At 57.5% G+C, this 20,810-nt stretch carries 27 protein-coding genes; 10 read left to right on the top strand and 17 right to left on the bottom strand.

The window, feature by feature from the left end; translation table 11 throughout:
• Positions 1-124 precede the first annotated feature (124 nt).
• The 8 genes from GXX82_13625 to GXX82_13590 all read left to right on the top strand — a co-directional run bounded on the left by GXX82_13625 (position 125) and on the right by GXX82_13590 (position 6,647).
• Positions 125-340 (top strand): hypothetical protein, encoded by a 216-nt coding sequence (locus GXX82_13625; protein ID NLT24078.1) that lies wholly within the window; start codon positions 125-127, stop codon positions 338-340.
• Positions 334-1,410, top strand: coding sequence for an aminopeptidase P family protein (locus GXX82_13620; protein NLT24077.1), 1,077 nt, complete (start codon positions 334-336; stop codon positions 1,408-1,410). The genes GXX82_13625 and GXX82_13620 overlap by 7 nt, the downstream gene beginning before the upstream one ends.
• A 42-nt stretch (positions 1,411-1,452) precedes the next feature.
• On the top strand, positions 1,453-2,019 hold the full coding sequence (efp, locus tag GXX82_13615; GenBank protein NLT24076.1) for an elongation factor P: 567 nt from the start codon (positions 1,453-1,455) through the stop codon (positions 2,017-2,019).
• 7 nt (positions 2,020-2,026) lie between these two features.
• A complete protein-coding gene (locus GXX82_13610; protein NLT24075.1) occupies positions 2,027-2,647 on the top strand; it encodes a dTMP kinase in 621 nt (206 codons plus the stop codon).
• The gene (gene holB / locus GXX82_13605) at positions 2,637-3,596 is read left to right on the top strand and encodes a DNA polymerase III subunit delta' (GenBank protein NLT24074.1); all 960 of its coding nucleotides are present in this window, start codon (positions 2,637-2,639) and stop codon (positions 3,594-3,596) included. Before GXX82_13610 ends, holB begins: the two co-directional genes overlap by 11 nt.
• A gap of 3 nt (positions 3,597-3,599) precedes the next feature.
• Entirely contained in the window at positions 3,600-4,640 is a 1,041-nt protein-coding gene (locus tag GXX82_13600; GenBank protein ID NLT24073.1) for a hypothetical protein, read from the top strand.
• A 186-nt stretch (positions 4,641-4,826) separates the two neighbouring features.
• The gene (gene metG / locus GXX82_13595) at positions 4,827-6,359 is read left to right on the top strand and encodes a methionine--tRNA ligase (GenBank protein NLT24072.1); all 1,533 of its coding nucleotides are present in this window, start codon (positions 4,827-4,829) and stop codon (positions 6,357-6,359) included.
• Positions 6,360-6,647, top strand: a complete 288-nt coding sequence (locus tag GXX82_13590) for a DUF721 domain-containing protein (protein NLT24071.1) — start codon at positions 6,360-6,362, stop codon at positions 6,645-6,647.
• 218 nt (positions 6,648-6,865) lie between these two features.
• Here GXX82_13590 and larC read toward each other — a convergent pair whose 3' ends face one another.
• The 13 genes from larC to sfsA form a co-directional block, all read right to left on the bottom strand.
• Positions 6,866-8,065, bottom strand: a complete 1,200-nt coding sequence (gene larC / locus GXX82_13585) for a nickel pincer cofactor biosynthesis protein LarC (protein NLT24070.1) — start codon at positions 8,063-8,065, stop codon at positions 6,866-6,868.
• Positions 8,062-8,802, bottom strand: coding sequence for a nickel pincer cofactor biosynthesis protein LarB (gene larB / locus GXX82_13580; protein NLT24069.1), 741 nt, complete (start codon positions 8,800-8,802; stop codon positions 8,062-8,064). Before larB ends, larC begins: the two co-directional genes overlap by 4 nt.
• Positions 8,803-8,806: 4 nt before the next feature.
• Entirely contained in the window at positions 8,807-9,166 is a 360-nt protein-coding gene (locus GXX82_13575; GenBank protein ID NLT24068.1) for a YraN family protein, read from the bottom strand.
• Positions 9,153-9,737: a ribonuclease HII gene (locus tag GXX82_13570; protein ID NLT24067.1), complete on the bottom strand. Its 585-nt coding sequence runs from the start codon at positions 9,735-9,737 to the stop codon at positions 9,153-9,155. The genes GXX82_13575 and GXX82_13570 overlap by 14 nt, the downstream gene beginning before the upstream one ends.
• Positions 9,738-9,747: 10 nt before the next feature.
• Positions 9,748-10,095: a 50S ribosomal protein L19 gene (rplS, locus tag GXX82_13565; protein ID NLT24066.1), complete on the bottom strand. Its 348-nt coding sequence runs from the start codon at positions 10,093-10,095 to the stop codon at positions 9,748-9,750.
• Positions 10,088-10,663, bottom strand: coding sequence for an RNA methyltransferase (locus GXX82_13560; protein ID NLT24065.1), 576 nt, complete (start codon positions 10,661-10,663; stop codon positions 10,088-10,090). Before GXX82_13560 ends, rplS begins: the two co-directional genes overlap by 8 nt.
• A complete protein-coding gene (trmD, locus tag GXX82_13555; protein ID NLT24064.1) occupies positions 10,656-11,390 on the bottom strand; it encodes a tRNA (guanosine(37)-N1)-methyltransferase TrmD in 735 nt (244 codons plus the stop codon). Before trmD ends, GXX82_13560 begins: the two co-directional genes overlap by 8 nt.
• Positions 11,387-11,884, bottom strand: coding sequence for a 16S rRNA processing protein RimM (gene rimM / locus GXX82_13550; protein ID NLT24063.1), 498 nt, complete (start codon positions 11,882-11,884; stop codon positions 11,387-11,389). The genes trmD and rimM overlap by 4 nt, the downstream gene beginning before the upstream one ends.
• Complete coding sequence (locus GXX82_13545; GenBank protein NLT24062.1) at positions 11,884-12,117, bottom strand: KH domain-containing protein; 234 nt, start codon at positions 12,115-12,117, stop codon at positions 11,884-11,886. Before GXX82_13545 ends, rimM begins: the two co-directional genes overlap by 1 nt.
• Positions 12,118-12,135: 18 nt before the next feature.
• A complete protein-coding gene (gene rpsP, locus GXX82_13540; GenBank protein ID NLT24061.1) occupies positions 12,136-12,390 on the bottom strand; it encodes a 30S ribosomal protein S16 in 255 nt (84 codons plus the stop codon).
• Positions 12,391-12,401: 11 nt separating this feature from the next.
• Positions 12,402-13,733 carry a signal recognition particle protein gene (ffh, locus tag GXX82_13535; GenBank protein NLT24060.1) on the bottom strand — a complete coding sequence of 444 codons (1,332 nt, stop codon included), beginning with the start codon at positions 13,731-13,733 and terminating at the stop codon, positions 12,402-12,404.
• Between the two features lie 220 nt (positions 13,734-13,953).
• Positions 13,954-14,826, bottom strand: a complete 873-nt coding sequence (locus tag GXX82_13530; protein NLT24059.1) for an amidohydrolase family protein — start codon at positions 14,824-14,826, stop codon at positions 13,954-13,956.
• A complete protein-coding gene (sfsA, locus tag GXX82_13525) occupies positions 14,819-15,970 on the bottom strand; it encodes a DNA/RNA nuclease SfsA (GenBank protein NLT24058.1) in 1,152 nt (383 codons plus the stop codon). The genes GXX82_13530 and sfsA overlap by 8 nt, the downstream gene beginning before the upstream one ends.
• Before the next feature lie 142 nt (positions 15,971-16,112).
• Here sfsA and GXX82_13520 point away from each other — a divergent pair, with 142 nt between their 5' ends.
• Both GXX82_13520 and GXX82_13515 read left to right on the top strand, forming a co-directional pair.
• On the top strand, positions 16,113-17,195 hold the full coding sequence (locus tag GXX82_13520; GenBank protein NLT24057.1) for a phospholipase A: 1,083 nt from the start codon (positions 16,113-16,115) through the stop codon (positions 17,193-17,195).
• A 68-nt stretch (positions 17,196-17,263) separates the two neighbouring features.
• Complete coding sequence (locus GXX82_13515; GenBank protein ID NLT24056.1) at positions 17,264-17,995, top strand: DUF1460 domain-containing protein; 732 nt, start codon at positions 17,264-17,266, stop codon at positions 17,993-17,995.
• Positions 17,996-18,088: 93 nt separating this feature from the next.
• Here the strand turns inward: GXX82_13515 and GXX82_13510 are convergent, their stop codons facing one another.
• The 4 genes from GXX82_13510 to GXX82_13495 form a co-directional block, all read right to left on the bottom strand.
• Entirely contained in the window at positions 18,089-18,289 is a 201-nt protein-coding gene (locus GXX82_13510) for a cold-shock protein (protein ID NLT24055.1), read from the bottom strand.
• Positions 18,290-18,503: 214 nt separating this feature from the next.
• Positions 18,504-19,775: an MFS transporter gene (locus GXX82_13505; protein NLT24054.1), complete on the bottom strand. Its 1,272-nt coding sequence runs from the start codon at positions 19,773-19,775 to the stop codon at positions 18,504-18,506.
• 22 nt (positions 19,776-19,797) lie between these two features.
• Positions 19,798-20,355, bottom strand: coding sequence for an HDIG domain-containing protein (locus GXX82_13500; protein ID NLT24053.1), 558 nt, complete (start codon positions 20,353-20,355; stop codon positions 19,798-19,800).
• 18 nt (positions 20,356-20,373) lie between these two features.
• Positions 20,374-20,810, bottom strand: a 437-nt coding sequence (locus GXX82_13495) for a hypothetical protein (GenBank protein NLT24052.1), incomplete at its 5' end; no start/stop codon positions are given.

Genomic DNA, 20,810 nt, shown 5'->3' with positions numbered 1-20,810 from the left:
TGGGTAATGGGTAATGGGTGATGGGTGATGGGGAAAAGCCTTCCCATAACCTATGACCTATAACCTATGACCCGCCTCTTATTTTTCTTGCTTTTTACCCAATATATTCATATATTTATGCCCTATGGACAAACCGGTCATCGTGTCCGTCACTTTGGCGGAGATCTACCTGGAGCAGGGGCACACCGAGAGGTCCATGGAGATCTACGCGGAACTGGTGAAGAGGGAGCCCTATAACGAGGCGTACAAGAAGCGCCTCGCCGGGTTGAAGAAAGAATGGAAGGCCGGGCAGAAGAAACCGGGAACACTGCGAAAGACCCTGGGGAAGAAACTATGGTAGTGACACGCCAGGCACGGATAGAACGGGTGCAGGGACTCCTGGAGGAAACGGGGCTCGACGGCTGTGTCCTCAAGGGCATGGACAACATCTTCTATCTGACGGGGTTCAGGGGGTCCGAGGGAAGCCTTTTCGTGACCCGGGGGGATGTCGTCCTCGTTGTCGATTTCCGCTACATAACACACGCCAGAGAGGTCACGCGGGACATCCATATCGAGGAGGTCAAGCCGAAACGCGACGCCATCTACGATCTGTGCACGAAGTACAGGATCTCCAAGCTGGGCTTCGATGGGAGCCATGTCCCTTATAACGTATTCAAGTCCTGGGCGGAGAACCTCGTCGGCATTAGTCTCGTTCCCATGAACAACGCCATAGAGGAGATCAGACGGGCCAAGGAACCGGAAGAGATCGCGGCCATCATGGCGGCCATCGACGCGGCAACAAGGGCGTTCACCGATGTCCTCGGTCTCGTGAAGCCCGGCAGCACGGAAAAGGAGATCGCCGACGAACTCGACCACGCGATGCGCAAGCGCGGCGCACAGGGGCCTTCCTTCGAGACCATCGTCGCCTCGGGCCCGCGGGGCGCCCTGCCGCACGCCGAACCGAGCGACAGGAAACTCGAGGAAGGCGAAACGGTCATCATCGACTACGGCGCCGCCGTCGCCGGGTACTGCAGCGACGAGACGGTCACGGTGTGCCTGGGGGAGATACCGGACAAACTCTCCGAGATATACGCGATCGTCAACGATGCCCGGAAGCTGGGTATCGAGAAGGCCCGGGCGGGCACGTCCATAGCGCAGCTCGACAGTATCGTCCGGGGTTACATCGAGGAGCACGGCTACGGAGATTGCTTCCGTCACGGCCTCGGCCACGGTGTTGGGATCGCCGTCCACGAGGCGCCCGGTATCAACAGCGTGGCCAGGGGGGTACTGGAGGAGAACATGGTCGTCACCATCGAACCGGGCATCTATCTGCCGAATATCGGTGGCGTCAGGCTTGAAGATATGGTACTAATTACGGAAGACAGCCCGCGGGTCCTTACTCACATAAGAAAAGACATGCTACGGATGTAGATACGCACAGGCGGGAGTTTTCATGATCTCAGGAGGAAACAGATGATCGTCGACACAACAGAATTCAGGAAGGGCCTCAGGATCCTCCAGGACGGCGAGCCCTTCACCATTGTCGAGTTTCAGCACGTGAAGCCGGGCAAGGGGGGCGCCTTCGTCAGGACCCGAATGAAGAGCCTCATCACGGGCAACGTCCTCGACAAGACCTTCAGATCCGGCGACAAGGTGGAGGTCCCCGAGGTGGAAGAGAAGCAGATGCAGTTCCTCTACAAAGAAGGCGCCAATTACCATTTCATGGACGAGGCCACCTACGACCAGATCTTCATCGAGGAGAACAGCCTCGGCGACACGAGGAACTACCTCAAAGAAAGCATGGTCATAACCGTCCTCTTTTACAAGGGCAGAACGATAGGCGTCGATATCCAGAACTTCGTCAATCTCACCATCACCCAGACGGAACCGGGGATCAAGGGCGACACGGCGCAGAACGCCACGAAACCTGCAGTCCTGGAGACAGGGCACACGGTCCAGGTACCTCTTTTCGTGGAACAAGGAGACGTCATCAAGGTCGACACCCGGACAGGCCAGTACATCGAGCGCGTACAGAAATAGGAGACCCATGTTAATCACCTTTGAAGGTATCGAGGGGAGCGGCAAGACAACGCAGATCGAACTCCTGAGCGACTACCTGGCACGCAAGGGATACGGCGTGGTGAAGACCCGCGAGCCCGGCGGAACACGCTTCGGCGAAGCCCTGCGGGAGGTGCTCCTGAGACCCGGCTTGGACGTCGACCCGCTGTCGGAACTCCTTGTTGTCATGGCCATGAGGGCGCAGCACGTGGAAGAGGTCATCCTCCCGGCGCTACAGGACGGCAAGGTGGTCCTGTGCGACAGGTTCGTCGACGCGACATACGCGTACCAGGGATACGGCAGGAAGATCGATCTCGGGGTGATAGAGACCCTGAACAGGCTCGTGACGAAAGGCATACGGCCCAATCTCACGATCCTCATGAACGTCACCGCCGAAAGGGGGCTGAAGCGCAAGGCCGCGGCATCCGCCATCGACAGGATAGAGGCCGAGGATATGTCCTTCCACCAGAGAGTGAAGAAAGGATACGAGAAACTGGCAAAGGAAGACCCCAAGCGGTTCTTTGTCGTCGACGGCTCTCTCAAGGTGGAGGCGATCCATGAGATCGTCAGAACAAAGGTGGGGAACATCCTCAAGAGCTATGGCGTTTGACGACATCATAGGCCACGAGAGGCAGAAACGCTTCCTGAACTTTCTCATGGAGCGGGGCAACATCCCTCACGCCTTCCTTTTTTGCGGGCAGGAAGGCATCGGTAAGAGGCAGATGGCCATGGAATTCACGAAGCGTCTCTTCTGCCAGGCAGGGACGGCCTGCGGGGCGTGCCGTTCCTGCGTCAGGCTCGACCGGGGAAGCCACCCCGACCTCGTCATCATACGGAACGAAGGGTCCATAGGCATAGACGACTCCCGGATGATCGCCAAGGAGGTCTCGGAACATCCCTTCGAACAGGACAGGCGGGTCATCATCATCGACAACGCGGAGACGATGACGAACGAAGCAGCGAACGCCCTCCTGAAGACCCTGGAGGAGCCCCCGCCCTACAACCACTTTTTTGTCATCACCTCCTCGGAGCGCGAGATACCGCTCACCATCCGCTCACGGTGCGCCCGTGTTGCTTTCTCGCCGCTCTCCAGGGAACAGCTGGAGCTCTACTTCAGGGACAGGGCCGGTATCGATCCGGGCCGGGCGGGGCTTCTTGCCTCGATCTCCTTCGGCAGCATCGGCAGCGGACTCTTCTGGCTCGACGAGGACAATTTCTCCCTGAGGGTCAGGATCGCAGAAGCGCTGTCGGGAAGAACGAAGGGCTTCGTCCTCGCGTCGTCGCTGGCGGAAAAAGCCTCCATGACGGACAGGAGCGCCTCCATGTACCTGGCATTCCTCCTTTCCTTCTTCCGGGACCTCTTCGTCAGAAAGGTCGCCGGCGGGACGTCGTTGATCACGAACACGGACCTCGAGGACGTTTTCGACGGAGCCAGCGCCGATCTCACGTGGATAGAGAATTCACTGAAAAGAGTGCAGGAAACTGTGCGCGTAATGAGGTATAATGTTAACCGATGGTTGGTATTCGAAAACCTTCTCATTCACGTCGCGAGGGAATAGGCAATGAAGAGTTGTTACGTCAGTATCGACAGGCTGACAGGCGTCGTTGAGCTTGAAGCCATCGACGATATAAAGATCGGTGACTATGTCATAAGCGAACTCGACAAGGGGACCTGCCTCGGTACCGTCGTGTCCGAGCCGGTGGACACCGCCAGGGAAGACCTGCCGAAGATCGGCAGGAAGGCCACGGAGCAGGAGGTGAAGGACCATCTCCAGCTGAAGGAAAGGGAGAAATACGCCTTTGACTTCTGCAAGAGGAAGATCGAGGACATGGACCTTCCCATGAAGCTTCTGTCCACGGAATATCTCTTCGGCGGCACGAAGCTCCTCTTCTACTTCATCTCCGAGAACAGGGTGGATTTCCGGGAACTGGTGAAGGAGCTTGCCAAGGAGTTCAAGATACGGATAGAGCTCCGGCAGGTGGGCGTTCGCGATGAGGCAAAGATAGTCGGCGGCCTGGGGAACTGCGGCAACACCGTGTGCTGCAGACGGTTCCTCAACAATTTTTCCATCGTCTCCATCAAGATGGTGAAGGAACAGGGCCTTGCCCTCAATCCTTCCAAGATATCCGGTATTTGCGGCAGACTCATGTGTTGCCTCTCCTACGAGTACGAAACGTACCTCTCCCTGAAGAAGAACTTCCCCAAGATGGGCAAGCGCGTCAGGACACCCCAGGGCGAGGGCAAGGTGGTCAAGCATAACGCTCTTGCCGGCACGCTGTCTGTCCAGCTTGACGAGGGCAAGGAGATAGCGCTGGCGCTCAAGGACATCTCCGCCGCGGAACAGCAAAAGCCCGGCCAACCCGCGCCGCCTCCCGCCGATAAGGTCAGGGTGAAGACCGACAGCGGCAGGGGACAGCCGAAGGAAAGGCAACCGAACCCTGCGGACCGCGGCAGACAAAAGAATGGCGGGAACCGGGAACCGGCGGCACAGAAACAGCCAAACCCCGGCGACCGGAACACGCACAGAAAGAACAACAGCCAAAAAAGGAACAGCGGCCAGACACCGAAACCGGTGATCAATGAAAAGGACAACGATCAATAACGAGAAGTGATACAGGCAGTCCGTTCTACCCTTCTTTTTGGTCAATTGGTTATTGGCAGATCGGTCGTTTTCATTTCTTTGGTCATTGTCAGCTCCATTGGTTATTGTAATTTGGTCATCGGTTATTGTAAGTTTATTTGGTTATTATAGTCTGGTCATTGGTCATTCACAGTCGGAGACCCCATCATGGACAAGAAGTACTACATAACGACCCCCATCTACTACATCAACGACGTTCCCCACATCGGACACGCGTACACGACGATAGCGGCCGATATCATGGCCCGTTACAAGAGGCTCGGCGGCTACCGTGTCTTCTTTCTCACCGGAACGGACGAGCACGGACAGAAAGTGGAAAAGGCCGCCGCCCTTTCCGGCATCCACCCGCGGGAACACGCCGATTCGATGGTCGACCGCTTCACCGACCTCTGGAAGGCCCTCAATATATCCAACACGGGGTTCATAAGAACAACGGAAGAACGTCACAGGAAAGTTGTCCAGCATATCTTCGATAAGGTGCGGGAAAAAGGCGACATCTACCTCGGTGAGTACGAGGACTGGTACTGTGTTCCCTGTGAGACATACTACACCGAGATGCAGCTCAAGGATGGCCTGTGCCCGGACTGCCTGCGCAAGCCGGAAAAGCTCAAGGAAGAGAGTTATTTCTTCCGCCTCTCAAAATACACGCAGCCCCTCCTTGATCACCTGGAGAGGCACCGCGATTTCGTCATGCCCGACATACGCTACAACGAGGTTGCGAGTTTCGTAAAGGGCGGTCTGCGGGACCTGTCGGTCAGCAGGACAAGCTTCAGCTGGGGAATAAAGGTCCCTTCCGACGACCGGCATATCGTCTACGTGTGGTTCGACGCCCTGACCAACTACCTGACGGGTATCGGCTTCCTCGAGGACGAGGAGGCATTCAAATCCTTCTGGCCCTGCGATGCCCACCTTATCGGCAAGGACATACTCCGGTTCCACGCCGTCTACTGGCCAAGCTTCCTCATGTCCTACGGCCTGGAACCCCCGAAACACATCTTCGCCCACGGGTGGTGGACCATTGAAGGTCAAAAGATGTCCAAGTCGCTGGGCAACGTCGTCGACCCCCTTGATGTGGTCAGCACGTATGGCGTCGACGAATTCCGCTTCTTCCTCTTCCGAGAGGTCCCCTTCGGGCTCGACGGCGATTTCTCGAAGCAGGCCATCGTTCACCGCATCAACGGCGACCTGGCGAACGACTTTGGCAACCTGACGAGCCGCACCGTCACCATGATCGGCAAATTCCTCAAGGGGAGGATCGAGACCCCCGAGAAGAAGGGAGGCGCGGATGACCACGTCGAGACCTCGGCAATGCGACTTATCGGAGAATATCGGAAGGAGATGGAGGTGTTCGCCTTCCACAAGGCGCTCCACAATGTCTTCGAGATCATATCCATCCTCAACAAGTACATAGACTCCGAGGCCCCCTGGAAGCTTGCAAAGGAAGGAGACGCGCGCGTCAGCACGGTCATGTTCAATCTCTGGAACGGCATTCGGATCGCGGCGGTCCTGCTCTATCCCTTCATGCCCGCCAAATCCCAGCTCATCTGGAAGGCCCTGGGCATCGGGAAGAGCATCGAGACATCCAACCTTGAGGAAGAGATGCGGTTCTACACACCTTCGGACATCGCTCCCATCGACAAGATACCGCCCATCTTCCCCCGAATAGAAGAAACGGCGTAAATGGCATTCACCTCCCTCCAGAAAACCCTCGCGAAGGTCCTGAAAGGGTATCGCATCAACGATCTCGAGTCCGTCAAGCTCTTCGCGATGTGGGACGGGATCGCCGGCGAAAAGCTGGCCTCTCACTGTCAGCCCGTTCGTATCAGCAGGGGGATCCTCTACGTCGAGGTCGACGACCCCCTCTGGCTCACCCAGCTCAAGTACATGAAGATGGATATTCAGGCCAAGATAGAAGAGACCATCCAGAAGGACAGCGTGAAGGACATCCGGTTCTACCTGAAACAATAAGAACCGTTTCAGGTTTCAAGTTCCAGGTTTCAGGAAAAAATAAAACAACAATCCTCACCTGTACAGGGTTCCTGTAAAAGTTCCGACCTTCCCCTGGAACCTCCGCGCCTTTGTCTTTAACCTGAGACCTGGGACCTGAAACCTGAAACGGTCTTTTACCCCTCATAGGGTTCCTGCAAAGATTCCGACCTTCCCCTGGAACCTCCGCGCCTTTGTCTTTAACCTGAGACCTGGGACCTGAAACCTGAGACCGTCCTCATCCTGGTTTCCACTTCTTCCTTGACCAGCTCCAGGGCCTTGCGGTAGGGAATGCTCTTCGCGTCTGCGATGGACCTCACGTCGTCAAACTCTATGTGGGTCTTGATGAGTCTGCCGGAAGGATCGAGGCCTTTTTTCACGCGGACGGGGCCGAAGGATGTCTCGATCGTCTCCTCTTCCCTTCTCAGCGCCCGTCTCATGTGCCTGTGGAAACGCATGCCGAACGTTGTCGTCTCCGTGAATATCATGTCGACGATCCTCTCGAAGGTATCCATGTCCGTTGTGACACTCAGCCGGATACCCATCCTGCCCTTCTTCATCGAGACGGGAAAAAAGAGAACGTCAAGGGCGCCGACGGCGCGGAGCCTGTCCGCCACGGCCCCCATGTATTCCATCTCCATGTCGTCAATGTCCGCCTCGATGACCTCGACCTCGTGGTCGTACGCGGGTTCGTCCGTCTCTCCAACAAAGACCCTGAGAACATCGGGCCGCGAGGACGTGTATGTCCCGACCCCATAACCCTCTCGGACGGTCTTGAAAGCGGGTGCGTCTCTCCCCGGCTCCGTGTAGTGGGCAACGATGGCGGCCCCCGTCGGGGTCGTCAGCTCCAGGTTCTCACCGTAAAAGACGAGCTGGTGGCCGCGGAGGATCTCGAGCGTCACCGGCGGCGGGTTGGGAATGGAGCCGTGGGAAGTGTTGATGGCGCCGCTGCCGCAGGGCACGGGGCCGCAGTATACTCTCTGTGCCCCGAGGTACATGACGCCGTACGCCACACACAGCAGGTCCATGATCGTGTCTATGTGGGAGAGCTCGTGGAGGTGGAGCTCGTCGCGCGACATGCCGTGTATCTTCGATTCCGCCGCCACGATACGGGAAAGCATGCCAAGCGCGTCGTCCCTCACCCTCTTCTCGACATCGATGCCGCCTATGACCTCCTCCATCTCGGATATCGTGTAGTACCTGCCCGACTCTCCTATCTCGAGATGGATGCCGCTTATGACACCCTGCGTGAGCCGGACCGGCTTCATCGAGGGCGCATCGGGCGATATCTTTCCCACGAGTTCCGTGAGGGCGTCGACGGGAACACCGGCGTCCATGAGGGCGCTTATCATCATGTCGCCGCTCATCCCGAATATGGGATCTATGTAGAGTATCTTCATAACCGGTTCACCAGTGTCGCGAAATACGCGGCGCCGAAGCCGTTGTCTATATTGAAAACAGCCACCGTGGAGCAGGAATTGAGCATCGCGAGAAGCGCCGTCAGGCCCGAGAAGCTCGCCCCGTAACCCACGCTCGTCGGTACGGCAATGACAGGCGCACCCACGATGCCGGCAACGATCGAGGGGAGGGCCCCCTCCATACCCGCCGCCACGATGATAACCCGGGCTCTTCTCAAGGTCGGCAGGTTCCCGAGGAGCCGGTGGATACCCGCGACACCCACGTCATAGAGCCTTTCCGTATCATTGCCAAAGAAGGTCGATGCCACATAGGCCTCCTCGGCCACCTTCGCATCGCTCGTTCCCGCGGACATGACAAGGACCATGCCCTTGCCTTCCGCGGGGCGGTCCCTGCGCACCCAGAAGCACCGAGCATCGCCCGAATACGTCCCTTCCGGGAATCTCGCCAGCAAGGCCTCGCCCGTGCCGGCATCGACGCGCGTCACAAGCACGTCGAGGTCCTTCTGCCTGAATGAACCCACAATGTCGTAGAGCTGGGAAAGCGTCTTCCCCTCGCCGAAAACGACCTCCGGGATTCCCTTGCGGAGCACCCGGTGATGGTCCACCCTGGTGTGTTCGAGGTCCTCGAAGGGCACGTCCCGAAAGCGTTCGTAGGCATCCTCGACGGAGACACGCCCATCCCTCACGGCCGCGAGAAGCTCCATAACCTTTTCATCGATCATGTCAACCTCTTTCCTCTCCAAAGGCGTGCCGTATCACACGGATCGTCTCGCCGTCGATGCCGACGACGTCGAAACGGATGCGCCGGTCGGCACACCGGTTCTTCTTGAGATAGACCTGGGCGGACCGTATGATGTGCTGCCTCTTGCGGGCGTCTATGGCCTCCAGGGACGCGCCGAAACTGCTCCCCCTGCGCCTTTTGACCTCGACGAAGACAAGGCAGCCGCTCTCCTCGGCGACGATGTCGATCTCTCCGAAGGGGCTCCTGAAGTTCGTGTCCAGGATGCGGTAGCCGTGGCTCTCCAGGACAGCCGCCGCAAGGTCCTCCCCTTCCCGTCCTGTCGTCCGTCTATCCGGCACAATGCTCCTTCACTCCCTTGAACGTGACGCGATGGATGGGGGTTACCCCGAATTCCCTGATCGCGGCCTTGTGCTCCCTCGTCGGGTAACCCTTGTTCTGTTTGAAGTTGTAGTTTGGATAGATTCGGTGGTACGCGTCCATGGCCCTGTCACGGACAACCTTGGCCACTATGGAGGCACTCGCCATGAAGAAGCACTTGCGGTCCCCGCGCACAACGGGCCGGGCCGTCGGACAGTTCTTGAGACCCCGGTTGCCGTCGACGAGCAGTACATCGGGCTCCATCCCCGTTGCCTGCACGGCGCGCTCCATGGAAAGCAGGCTGGCCCTGAGGATGTTCATGGCGTCGATCTCCTCGCGGCTCGCCATGCCTATGCCGACGCTCAGCGCGTTGTCCATTATCCACGAAAAAAGACCGACTCGCTCTTTCTCCGTCAGAAGTTTCGAGTCGGTCACACCGTTCTTGCTTTCCGGAACTCTTTCCCAGACCACGCAGGCTGAAACAACCGGACCGGCCAGCGGGCCCCGTCCGGCCTCATCGATTCCACCCACGAGACCTGTCAGCCGGCAGATCATCGTCCGTCTGCTAATCCCTTCTTTCTTTGAGCTTCGCCGCTTTTCCCCTGAGGTTGCGCAGGTAGTACAGTTTCGATCTTCTGATCTTGCTCCTCGTAGTCCTTTCGATCCTGTCGATAAGTGGCGAATGCATGGGAAACGTCTTCTCGATGCCGACACCGTAGGAGACCTTCCGAACCGTAAAGGATGCCCGCGTGTTCCCGCCTCTCTTGCGGATGACGACGCCTTCGAACACCTGGATCCTTTCTTTCTCTCCCTCGAATATCCTCGTATAAACCTTGACGTTATCGCCTATCCCGACCTCCGGGAGGTCGAGTCTCATATGCTCTTTCTCAAGCAGATCGACCATCTCATTCATGGTGTCCTCCTCTTTCACTGAAAATTCTATCCAATATGATACCAAGGGCGACGCGAAGGGAAAGATGATTGTAATCGCCCGCGCCGCTGATGGGTTCAAGCATCCTGTCGCAAAGGTCCACGACCTCCTCCGTCAGACCCCAGCCCGTTCCGAAGAGAACAAGGGCCGGCTGATGACGTTCTGTCATGACGAGATCGCGAAGCTCATCGGAGGACATCGTTTTCCCCTCTCTTTTGCGAGAGGACGTACCGACGATGAGGGGTCTTGGGCCTCCCCCGAAATCCCCGATCATCGAATCGATGTCCGGCCTGATCCTCACCTTTCTCAGGGCCTCTCCCCGCGCGGGGTTGTACGTTGCCCCATATCCGTGTATCCAGTGATGGACCAGTCTTTCCGCTATCTCCCGCTGTTTGGCGAGAGGTGACACAATATAGCACAAGTCTATACCAAAAGTCATGCAAGTTCTCGCCATATCATGTATTTCGAGGTTCGTGAGGCTCGTTGCCACAACGTCTCCCCGCTTGTCATAAACGGGATAATGAATCACCCCGATGCTCACGTTATTCAGGGAACTCCTCCATGATCTCTCTCATGAACCTCTTGTCCTCGTCGCTCGCCTGAAACCCCTCGAGCAGGTCGGACCGCTTGAGGACCGTCTTCCGTATCGCCTCTTTGCGCCGCCATTTCCGTATCTCCTCGTGGTTGCCGGACAGGAGCACGGGCGGCACCGAGGCACCCATGAATGTCTCCGGCCGCGTGTACTGGGGATACTCCAGGAGAGGCTCACGGAAACTCTCCGCCGATACCGATTCATCGTTCCCGAGAACCCCGGGGATGAAACGGCAGACGGCATCGATCACGACAAGCGCCGGGAACTCCCCGCCCGATGTGACGTAGTCCCCCACCGATATCTCTTCATCCACGTACGTGAGGACACGTTCGTCGACACCCTCGTATCGGCCGCAGATGAGGCAGATATGGGGTGACCGGGCGAAGCGCTCCGCAGTGAACTGGTCGAACCTTCGACCCTGAGGTGAAAGGAGTACGAACCTGACCCTCCCGTGGGCCTCCTTCACGTGCTCTATGGCCCGGAAGATGGGCTCCACCTTCATGACCATCCCCGGCCCCCCTCCGTAAGGCGTGTCATCGCAGGAACGGTGAGGATCGTCAGCGAAATCGCGTATGTTGACGATATTGAAGCTGACAAGCCCCTTGCCGACAGCCTTGCCGAGTATACTCTCCTCAAGGGGCGACGCGAAGATGCCCGGGAACAGCGTGAGGACCGAGAAGATCACGGGACGAGTCCTTCAATGTCCACGCGGACCGTGCCCCCGTTCACGTCTATATCGACGATGAATCCTTCCACCATGGGGATCATCACTTCCCTTTCTCCTTCGACGACAAGGATGTCGCTGGCGCTCGTGTGCATGAGCGATCGGACCTTGCCGAGGCGCGACCCCTGCACGGTCGTCACCTCGAGGCCGATCAACTGGTACTCGTAATACTCGCCTTCCTCCAACCGCGGAAGGTCCTGCTCCCGGACAAAAAGCTCCTTCCCCACGAGGAAGGAAACCTCTTCGACCGTCGAGAACCCGCGAAACGAAAGGTAGAAGAAGCGCTTCCTGTATCTTGCCCCTTCGGGCGTGAGCTCTACGAACCCGTCGCCTTTAAGGGCAAACAACGAGGTGCGGTCGAGAAACTCTTCCTTCACCTCGTTGTAATAGTGAAACTTGAGCTCACCCCGTATGCCGAATGTCGACACGACGCGGCCGACAGGGATCCACTTCATTATTCGATGATCTCGAGGACCGCTCTCTTCTTTACCTTCGTCGAAGCCGCGCTCAGGATCGTCCTCATTGCCCTTGCAGTTCTGCCCTGCTTCCCGATGACCTTCCCGAGGTCATCCTTGGCAACATTGAGTTCAATGACCGACGTCTTCTCGCCTTCGATCTCGGAGACCCTGACCAGATCAGGATTGTCAACTAACGCCTTCGCAATGTACTCGATCAACTCTTTCAACACGATCCACCTCCGTTGGTTTTATGAAAGCTCCTTAAGAACCCCCTCTCTCTTGAACAGACTTTCAACGGTCCTCGTCGGCCGTACACCTTTTTCGTACCACGTTTTGATCTTTTCCTTGTCGAGGCTTATCTCCGCCGGGTTCTTCAACGGATCGTAGAACCCGACCTTATCGATGAACCTTCCGTCCCTGGGGGAACGCTCATCGGCCACAACAATGCGGTAAAAAGGTTTCTTCTTTGCGCCAAACCTCGACAATCTGAATTTTACAGCCAAGATCCCACCTCCTATCGTGAGAAAAGTTGTCTCTGGAGGCCCTTCGCGCCTCCCTTCGTGAACTTCTTCAGCATCTTCTTCGTTTCCATGTATTTTCTCAACAGGTCGTTCACGTCCTGCACCTGGGTCCCGCTGCCCCTGGAGATGCGCAGCCTTCGGCTGCCATCTATGATATTGGGGCGAGCCCTTTCCTTCGATGTCATGGAATTGATGATCGCTTCCGTCTTCTTTATGTCCTTTTCGGCTTCGGTGAAGTTGATGGCCCCCTTGAACTTGTTCATGCCGGGGATCATTCCGATGATCGATTCCAGGGAACCAAGTTTTTTCATCTGCCGTATCTGGTCCCGGAAATCCTCAAGGGTGAACTCATCCTTGCGGAACTTTCGCTCCAGCTCCCGGGCCTGTTTCTCGTCGAAAACGTCCTGCGCCTTCTCCACGAGCGAGACAACATCACCCATACCGAGGATCCGTGATGCCAGCCTGTCGGGGAAGAAAGGCTCGAGAGCGTCCAGCTTCTCGCCGACACCGATGAACTTGATCGGTTTGCCCGTCACCGCCTTGATGGATATGGCGGCGCCGCCCCGCGTATCGCCGTCGAGCTTGGTGAGGATTATACCATCCACGCCGAGCTTCTCGTTGAAAACCCCGGCTATGCTCACCGCGTCCTGACCGGTCATGGCGTCGAGGACGAGGAGGGTCTCCTTCGGGCCGAGGACCTTTTTCTGCTCCACGAGCTCGTTCACCATGGCGTCGTCGATATGCAGCCGTCCGGCGGTGTCGACGATCAATGTGTCGTAGCCGTTCCGCATGGCGTAGATCTTCGCCTCTTTGCAGATCGTCACGGGGTCCTTGACCACGTCCATGGTGAAGGCATCGACATTGATCTGCTTGCCCAGCTTGACGAGCTGGTCGATGGCGGCCGGCCGGTACACGTCCGACGGGACAAGGAGGGGCTTGCGTCCCATCTTGCGGATGTGGATGGCAAGCTTCGCTGAGGTCGTCGTCTTGCCCGAACCCTGCAGGCCGATGAGCATGACGGGGACGGGTGGGGCCGCCGCGATGTCGAGGGGCTTGTTGGCGCTCCCCAGGACCGCACACAGTTCATCATAGACGATCTTGACAAACTGCTGACCGGGCGTGATGCTCGTGAGAACCTCTTCGCCCATGGCCTTTTCCCTGACCTTCTCGAGAAAATCCTTGGCGACCTTGAAGTTCACATCGGCCTCAAGGAGTGCCACCCGTACCTCGCGCAGGGTGTCCTTTATGTTGCTTTCGGTAAGCTTCCCGTACCCTCGAACCTTCTTGAAGGTCGATTCAAATCTTTCCTGTAGTTTCTCAAACATACGATATGGGGTACATTCTAACGGAAATATCCGGGATAGTCAATGTTAATTAAGGGTTACCCATCGGTAATTACAAGGTATTACAAGAAACGGGCTTGAACCGCTTGAACCGCTTGAACCGCTTGACAGCCTGCAGACAAAGCCCTCATCAATGTCAAGCTCTTCTTCTTTGAGCGCTCAGGCAGTTTCGGCTGCAACTGCCTTCTCTTCCTGTCTGCGGTCACTGACCTGTCTCCAGGTATCGCGCAGGGTTTTCGGTGGCGGCGCGTATCACCGCGTCCTGGTTGAAGCCCAAAGAAAGCAGGCGCCTCATTGAGAACGGCAGGGGCATCGAGCCCCCCAGGAGTTTTCCGCTGGCGTCCGCGACCGGTCTTCCATCATCGGAGCATGGCGATCCTTTGACCGTGTCGGAGATGAGAAGGATGCGACCGGGATCCTTTACCCTGAAGGTTAGCTCGATCGTCCTCAGATCGAGGTGGAAGGGGTCGGCAATGACCTCCACGTAGACGTCGGGGTTCATGAGGGCAAATCCGGTTATGCCCGGTTCGCGATGGTGGAAGCCGCGCATGGCGTTGAAGATGTGGGTGACGCCCCGTGCACCCGCCTTCAATCCCGCCTCGGCCTCACTCCAGGTGGCATCGGAGTGGCCCATGCTGACAATAACCCCCATTCCGGCCATGTCCCTGATCAACCCCGTCGCGCCGTCAAGCTCGGGGGCGATGGTGACGATCCTCACGATGTCCTCGAACCCATCCACGAGTCTCCTCCACACATCCGCGGCTGCAGGGAGGAAGGATCCTTTGTCGAGGGCGCCCGCCTCAGCCGGGTTGAGAAAGGGCCCTTCGAGATGAACCCCCGCGATCCGGGCCGCCGCAGCGTCCCCCATAGCCCCTCTTCCTTCATGCTGGGCATCCATCGCCTTCCTTACGGCAGCGATGTCATGACGCATCTCATCAATGGGCGCCGAAAAGATCGTAGGGAGGATCACCTCCACGCCCGCCGAGCCCTGGAGTCGTGCCATAGCGAGGATGTCCCCGGGGCTCGCCCCGCGTGTTTCGTATCCGCCGAGACCGTGGGTGTGGAGATCAATCATGTTCACCTTCGAGTTCCTTTTCGATGGAGCCTATCCGGTGGTCATATACGAGGCTGATGAAGTCCGGGCAATCCATGGGGTCCGTGTCCATGCCGAAGAGATGGCTCGCGCAGGAGCAATCGGAGCACCCGAAGCCGGGAACGGACCACCCCGATATGCGTTTAAGATCAGCGGCAAGGACACACTCTATGTCCCTTTCCGTCCTCACGGCCAGAGCCCTGTGGAAAGACGCCTTTTCCCGGAGGTAGTCGATGTGCCAGAAACGCTTCTTGCGTGTTCTGGCGTGGCGCTCCATTCTTTTCGTGAGCCCCTTTTTCGCCGAACCGGCATAGAGATAATAACCCTTTCGGAAGAGAATGTCCCCGAGGCCTCCTACCGTGATCGTGGTATCCTCGTCGAGCTTCAGAACAAGTATGTAGCATCCCCTGTCGCGGCACTCTCTTTCGATCCTGTCCCAGGGGATGACGAGCCTCCTCACGGCCCCGTCGAGAGAGAGATCGGCGTTCCAGGTGAGGGCAAGGGCCTCGACGAGGATGCGGTCTCTGCACTTGAGGAAAGTCCGCGAAAAGAGAAGGTCCGTGTGGTATTCGGGCATGAAATATCTCGCGTGCGGCCATTGGACGAGAAAGAGCACACCCGCGGACACGCCGGACGACGCAAACCGCATGAGCCCTTCGAGGTGCCGGCTGCCGCGCTTTGTGACCGCGTCGGGGAACATGGCAAGGGTGCGGCCGAAAAGGGTGCAGTTCTTCACCTCCAGCACCATCTCCCGGCCATCCTTCTCAAGGAGAAAATCGAACCTGCTGTCGCCGAACGTCGCCTCCCGCCTGAGGATGCGGGCATCCTCGAGCCCGGGAACGAGTCCCCTTCGGAGGAGTGTTTCCGCCGCGTCGTTGGTGAGGTGGGTGTGAAGGAGGATGGGGATGCCCTCTTTCTCCATGGCCACAACCGTATAAGGCAGTTTCACGCCGCCGCGGTTCTTCGCAAGATAGAGCTTGCAGCCCGGCAGGAGCAACTCCCAGAGCCTGCCGGGGTTTGGCAGGTAGGCATCGATGACCTTTCCATTGAGGTCGCACCGCAGGACAAAACGGTTGGGGCGCGCGAGGAACCGGGCTATCCTCGCGTCTTTCGGGATCATTCGCATGGCACGATTATACCAGATGAAGATTGAAGGTTCCACGTTTCAGGTCTCAGGCAGGTTGAAGGCTGCAAGGGTTCATCGTTTGCTTTTTCCCTCAAAGGAGATTATTGTTTGTCTACCAGGACTTGAAATGAAGAGGTGAAAGATGCCGCTATTCGGGTGTGCCCGTTGGCTCACCGTACCGCTCGTCGCGGTCATATCTATCTGTGGGTCCATTGTTCTGCCACAGCGAGAGGCTCTCGCCTCCGACATCGACAGGATGGCGGAATGCGCCGCCATTGAGAACGACGGGGACCGGTTGAAATGCTACGACAAGCTGTCGGGCCGGGCACCGGGGAAACCGTCGGCATCACCCGACACGCCTGCCGCCGCCAGGCAGCCGACGGCGGGACCCGCGCGAGTGGAAAAGACCGGAGACGAATTACCGGCAGCCGAACAGTCCGTCATGGCAAGACACTGGGACCTGGACAAACAGAGCCGGTCAAGCGGTCTCGTCATCAGGCCCTACCGCCCCAACTACGTCCTTCCCCTGGCATACAACAACTCCCCCAACATGGATGCAAGCCTCGACCTCGACCCGGACGCGAGGCCTCAGAAAGCCGAGGCCAAGTTCCAGATCAGCTTCAAGGTAAAACTCTGGGAAGATGTCTTCGGGAAAGACATGGACCTGTGGTTCGCGTACACCCAGCTTGCCTTCTGGCAGGTTTACAACAAGCAGTTCTCCTCGCCTTTTCGCGAGACAAATTACGAACCCGAACTCCTCCTCAACTTTCGCACCGATTACGACCTCCTGGGTTTGAGAGGAAGAATGATCAACGTTGGGCTCAACCACCAGTCGAATGGCAGGTCCCAACCGCTGTCGCGCAGCTGGAACCGGGCGGTTGCGAGCTTCGGTTTTGAGAGGGAAAAGTTCAACCTCCTTGCCAGGGCATGGTACAGGATCCCCGAGAACGCAAAGGATGACGACAACCCCGACATCGACAGGTTCATGGGGTACGGCGAGCTCTGGGGCTTATACTACTGGAAGAAGCACAGGTTCGCCGTCATGCTGCGCAACAATCTCAGACCCTCTGATAACAAGGGCGCCGTGCAGTTGGAGTGGAGTTTTCCCCTCTTCCGACATATCAGCGGTTATGTTCAGTATTTCAACGGGTACGGGGAAAGCCTCATCGATTACAACAAGAGCGTCAACCGGCTCGGCATAGGTTTCATGCTCATCGACTGGTAGGGGTAGAAAACGGCTTTGGAGCTCCAGCGTTCAGGGACTTAAGGAAAAGACATGGTGGGTTCGCGGACATGAAAACGAGGATCGTGCTGGGAGAGTGGTCACAGAGACGCATTGATGAAATGTTGACCGGGGCCTCGAAGATCGACGAGGTGGGCGAGCGGATAGCTTTTCTGTCACGACAGTTCCTCAACACACCCTACGGGGAATCCACCCTGGTGGGAAACCCCCGAACACCGGAAGAGCTTGTAGTGAACCTTGCCGCCCTCGATTGTTTCACCTTTATCGATTATATCGAGGCAATGCGGATGGCATCTTCCTTCGATGAATTCCTCGAGGCCTTGAAAAAGGTCCGGTACAAGGAAGGGATCGTTTCCTACACCGGGCGCAACCACTTCTTCACGGACTGGAGAGAAGGCAACAGGCCCTTCGTCCGCGATATCACGGGCCTCATAGGCAAAGGCCGCGCACGTAAGACCCTGAAGACCCTCAACCTGAGGTCTGACGGCAGTCCATTCCTGGAGGGACTCCCGGCCCTCCCGAGGTCCGTGGAGTACATACCGTCCGCCATGATCGACAGGGACGTGCTGGATGCGCTGCACACAGGCGATTACACGGGCATCTATACGGAAACCGAAGGGCTTGATGTATCTCATGTGGGGATAGTCATCAGGGAAACAAGAAGCGTATACCTGCGTCACGCCTCGTCGGCGACGGCCTCCCGCAAGGTGGTTGATCAGCTGTTCGGGGACTACATCAGCGAGAGACCGGGTATCGTTGTAGTGAGACCCCTCCCGGAATAAACCCCCCTTTAGAGCCTACCGCAGGGAAATGTTGCTGTGAAGATACTATAAAAGGGTCCGACCTGCCACATGATCGGACCCTTTCTCTTGCATTTATAGTTTGGTGACGTTTGCCGCCTGCAGTCCTTTCGGACCCTTTACAACGTCAAAATTGACTTCCTGGCCTTCCGCAAGGGTCTTGAAACCGGAGTCCTGGATCGCGGAGTAGTGGACGAAGACATCCACACCGTCATCCTGAGTAATGAAACCAAAACCTTTGGACTCATTGAACCACTTCACAGTTCCTTTTGCCATCTTACTAAAGCCCTCCTATGTGTTTTTTTTTGAAGATAACGGAGCTGTGTCACGGGGATGGTCAGGCAAAAAAGCGCGTTTCATCACTATTGACAGCCACTTCCGAAACTTCGTTGTCAGTATCCCACAGTATCAAAAACCTGTCAATGAAATTTATGAACAAATTTTAATAGAGACGATCCGGGGGAAAACCTGCCTGGCCGGGGCCTCCCGGTCATGTGGTCCCCTGCGAGTCGAGGGCTGTGATCTCCCGCTTCAGGTAGAGGACGAGGAGAAGGCCCGGCACGGCCGCCAGGGTGGTAAAGAAAAAGAAACTGGCCCACCCCACATAGGTCACTATGTATCCCGACGTCGGGGATATGACAACCCGTCCCAGCACGGCAAGAGACGACAGCAGGGCGAACTGGGTCGCGCTGAAACGCTTGTTGCACAGCGCCATGACGAAGGCGACAAAGGCCGTTGAGCCCATGCCCCCGGCAAGGTTCTCAAAGGCGACGGCAACGATCATCGCGGGATAGCTCTTTCCGATGATGGCGAGGACCATGAAGGACAAATTCGACACCATCTGGAGGATCCCAAAGTACCACAGCGATCTGAAAAGCCCCATCTTTACCATGAGGGTGCCCCCGAAGAGGGCTCCCACGATGGTCGCTATGAGACCCATCCCCTTGTTTATGGTCCCCACGTCGGTGGGAGTAAAATTCACGCCCCGTATGAGGAAGGCCGTTGAAAGCGCGCCAGCGTAGGCATCGCCGAGCTTGTAGAGAATGATGAAAAGGATGATCACGACGGCCGCCTTGCGTGAGAAGAAATCCTTGAGGGGTCCCCATACGGCCTCCTGCATCGTCCGCGGCGGCACGATATGGTGGTCGGGCTCCCGTCCCACAAAGGCCCCCAGCATCCCGAAGATCATGAAGAGAGCCATGAAAAGGTACGTCTTCTGCCACCCGATACGGTCCGACAATATGAGTGCCAGCGCCCCTCCGACAAGCATGGCTATCCTGTACCCGAAGATGAAGACGGCGACACCGATGCCCCGCTCGTGCTCGGGCAGTACATCCGTACGGTAGGCATCTATGACTATGTCCTGGGAAGCCGAGAAAAAGGCGACCCCCAGCGCGATAAAAGCAAGGACAAGCGGCATGCTGGCGGGGGAGGTCAGGGGCATCGCCGCGATGCCGAGAAGAAGAAGGAACTGCGTAAGGATTATCCAGCCCCGTCGCCTGCCCAACCACGGTGGAACGAACCTGTCCATGAAGGGCGACCAGAGGAACTTTAGCGTGTAGGGAAGTCCCACAAGCGAGAAGATTCCTATGGTCTTGATATCGATGCCGGCGACGGTCAACCACGCCTGCAAGGTGCCCGCCGTCAGGGGCAATGGCAGGCCGGATGCGAACCCGAGAAGGATCATCACAGCCATCCGGCGGTTCGTGAAGGCCTGAAGATAGGCAGAATTCCTGACCTTCTCCAGCACACCCGCTTTCATGCCACCATGGTTCACCACTCGCTCACAGTCCCAGCCGGTCGCTGATCCCGAGCATCGCGGAGATGGACAGTTCGGCGAACTCGTTAAGGGGTATGCCGATGACCTCGCATTCCATGATGATATCCCGGTTCACTGAAGCCGCAAAGGCCTTTTCCTTCATACGTTTGACCACGGATTTGGTCTTCACGCTGGCAAGTCTCTTGTCGGGATACACGAGGGTCGTGGCAACAATAAGCCCCGTAATTGTCTCAGCCGCCGCGAGAGCGTGCTGAAAGCGGGTCTCACGCTTCCTGCCCCCCGTTACCACCTCATTATGCATCACAATGGCTTCCACCGTCTCCGGGTCAATGCCTTCGGAGGCCAATATCTTCTGCGCCTCAAGGCCGTGCCGGGAAAGGTCGGCGTCGGTGACCTCGATGTCGATATCATGCAGAAGACCTGCCAGGCCCCATTTTTCGACGTCCTCACCGAAGCGCGCGGCCAGAGACCTCATCACTGCCTCCGCGGCGTAACAATGGCTGAGCATCCGCTCGCTCTTTACGTACCTCTTCAGCAACTGCTCCGCATCGTCTCTTGTCATCGTGCCAGATCCCCCTTTTCAGCGGCCCTTTTCCACGAGTTCCACGAGGAGCCGGTTGGGAAGAAGGAAAAAGGATATCCTCGTCACTCCCGCGCAAGAACGGTCAAGATTCTCGTCGTAAGCACCGCAATCGGCCGGCGGTGAGACCATTTTAAAGCCCTTCTCCTCCAGGTCCCTCGAAGCCTTCGCTATGTCGTCCACCTCGAAGCACAGGTGGTGCAGACCGCCACCGGTCCTCCTGAGGAAATTATGGACCGCCGATCTCTCATCGAGCGGCTCGACCACCTCGAGATAGATCTCGTCCTTTTCCCCCACCGGTACAAAGGACGCGTTCACCTTCTTGTCATGGTCGGGGACGGGTCTCGTGGCTGGCGGAAGACCCATGGCCCTCAGGACCTCGACGAACTCATCGATCTTTTCCACGACAAAACCAATGTGATCGAGCTTCACCGGCG

The sequence above is a fragment of the Syntrophorhabdus sp. genome, from assembly GCA_012719415.1.
In the GTDB taxonomy this organism is placed as follows: domain Bacteria; phylum Desulfobacterota; class Syntrophorhabdia; order Syntrophorhabdales; family Syntrophorhabdaceae; genus Delta-02.
The sequence above is the reverse complement of the archived record's forward strand: the minus strand, read 5'-3'. Positions and strand labels throughout refer to the sequence as shown.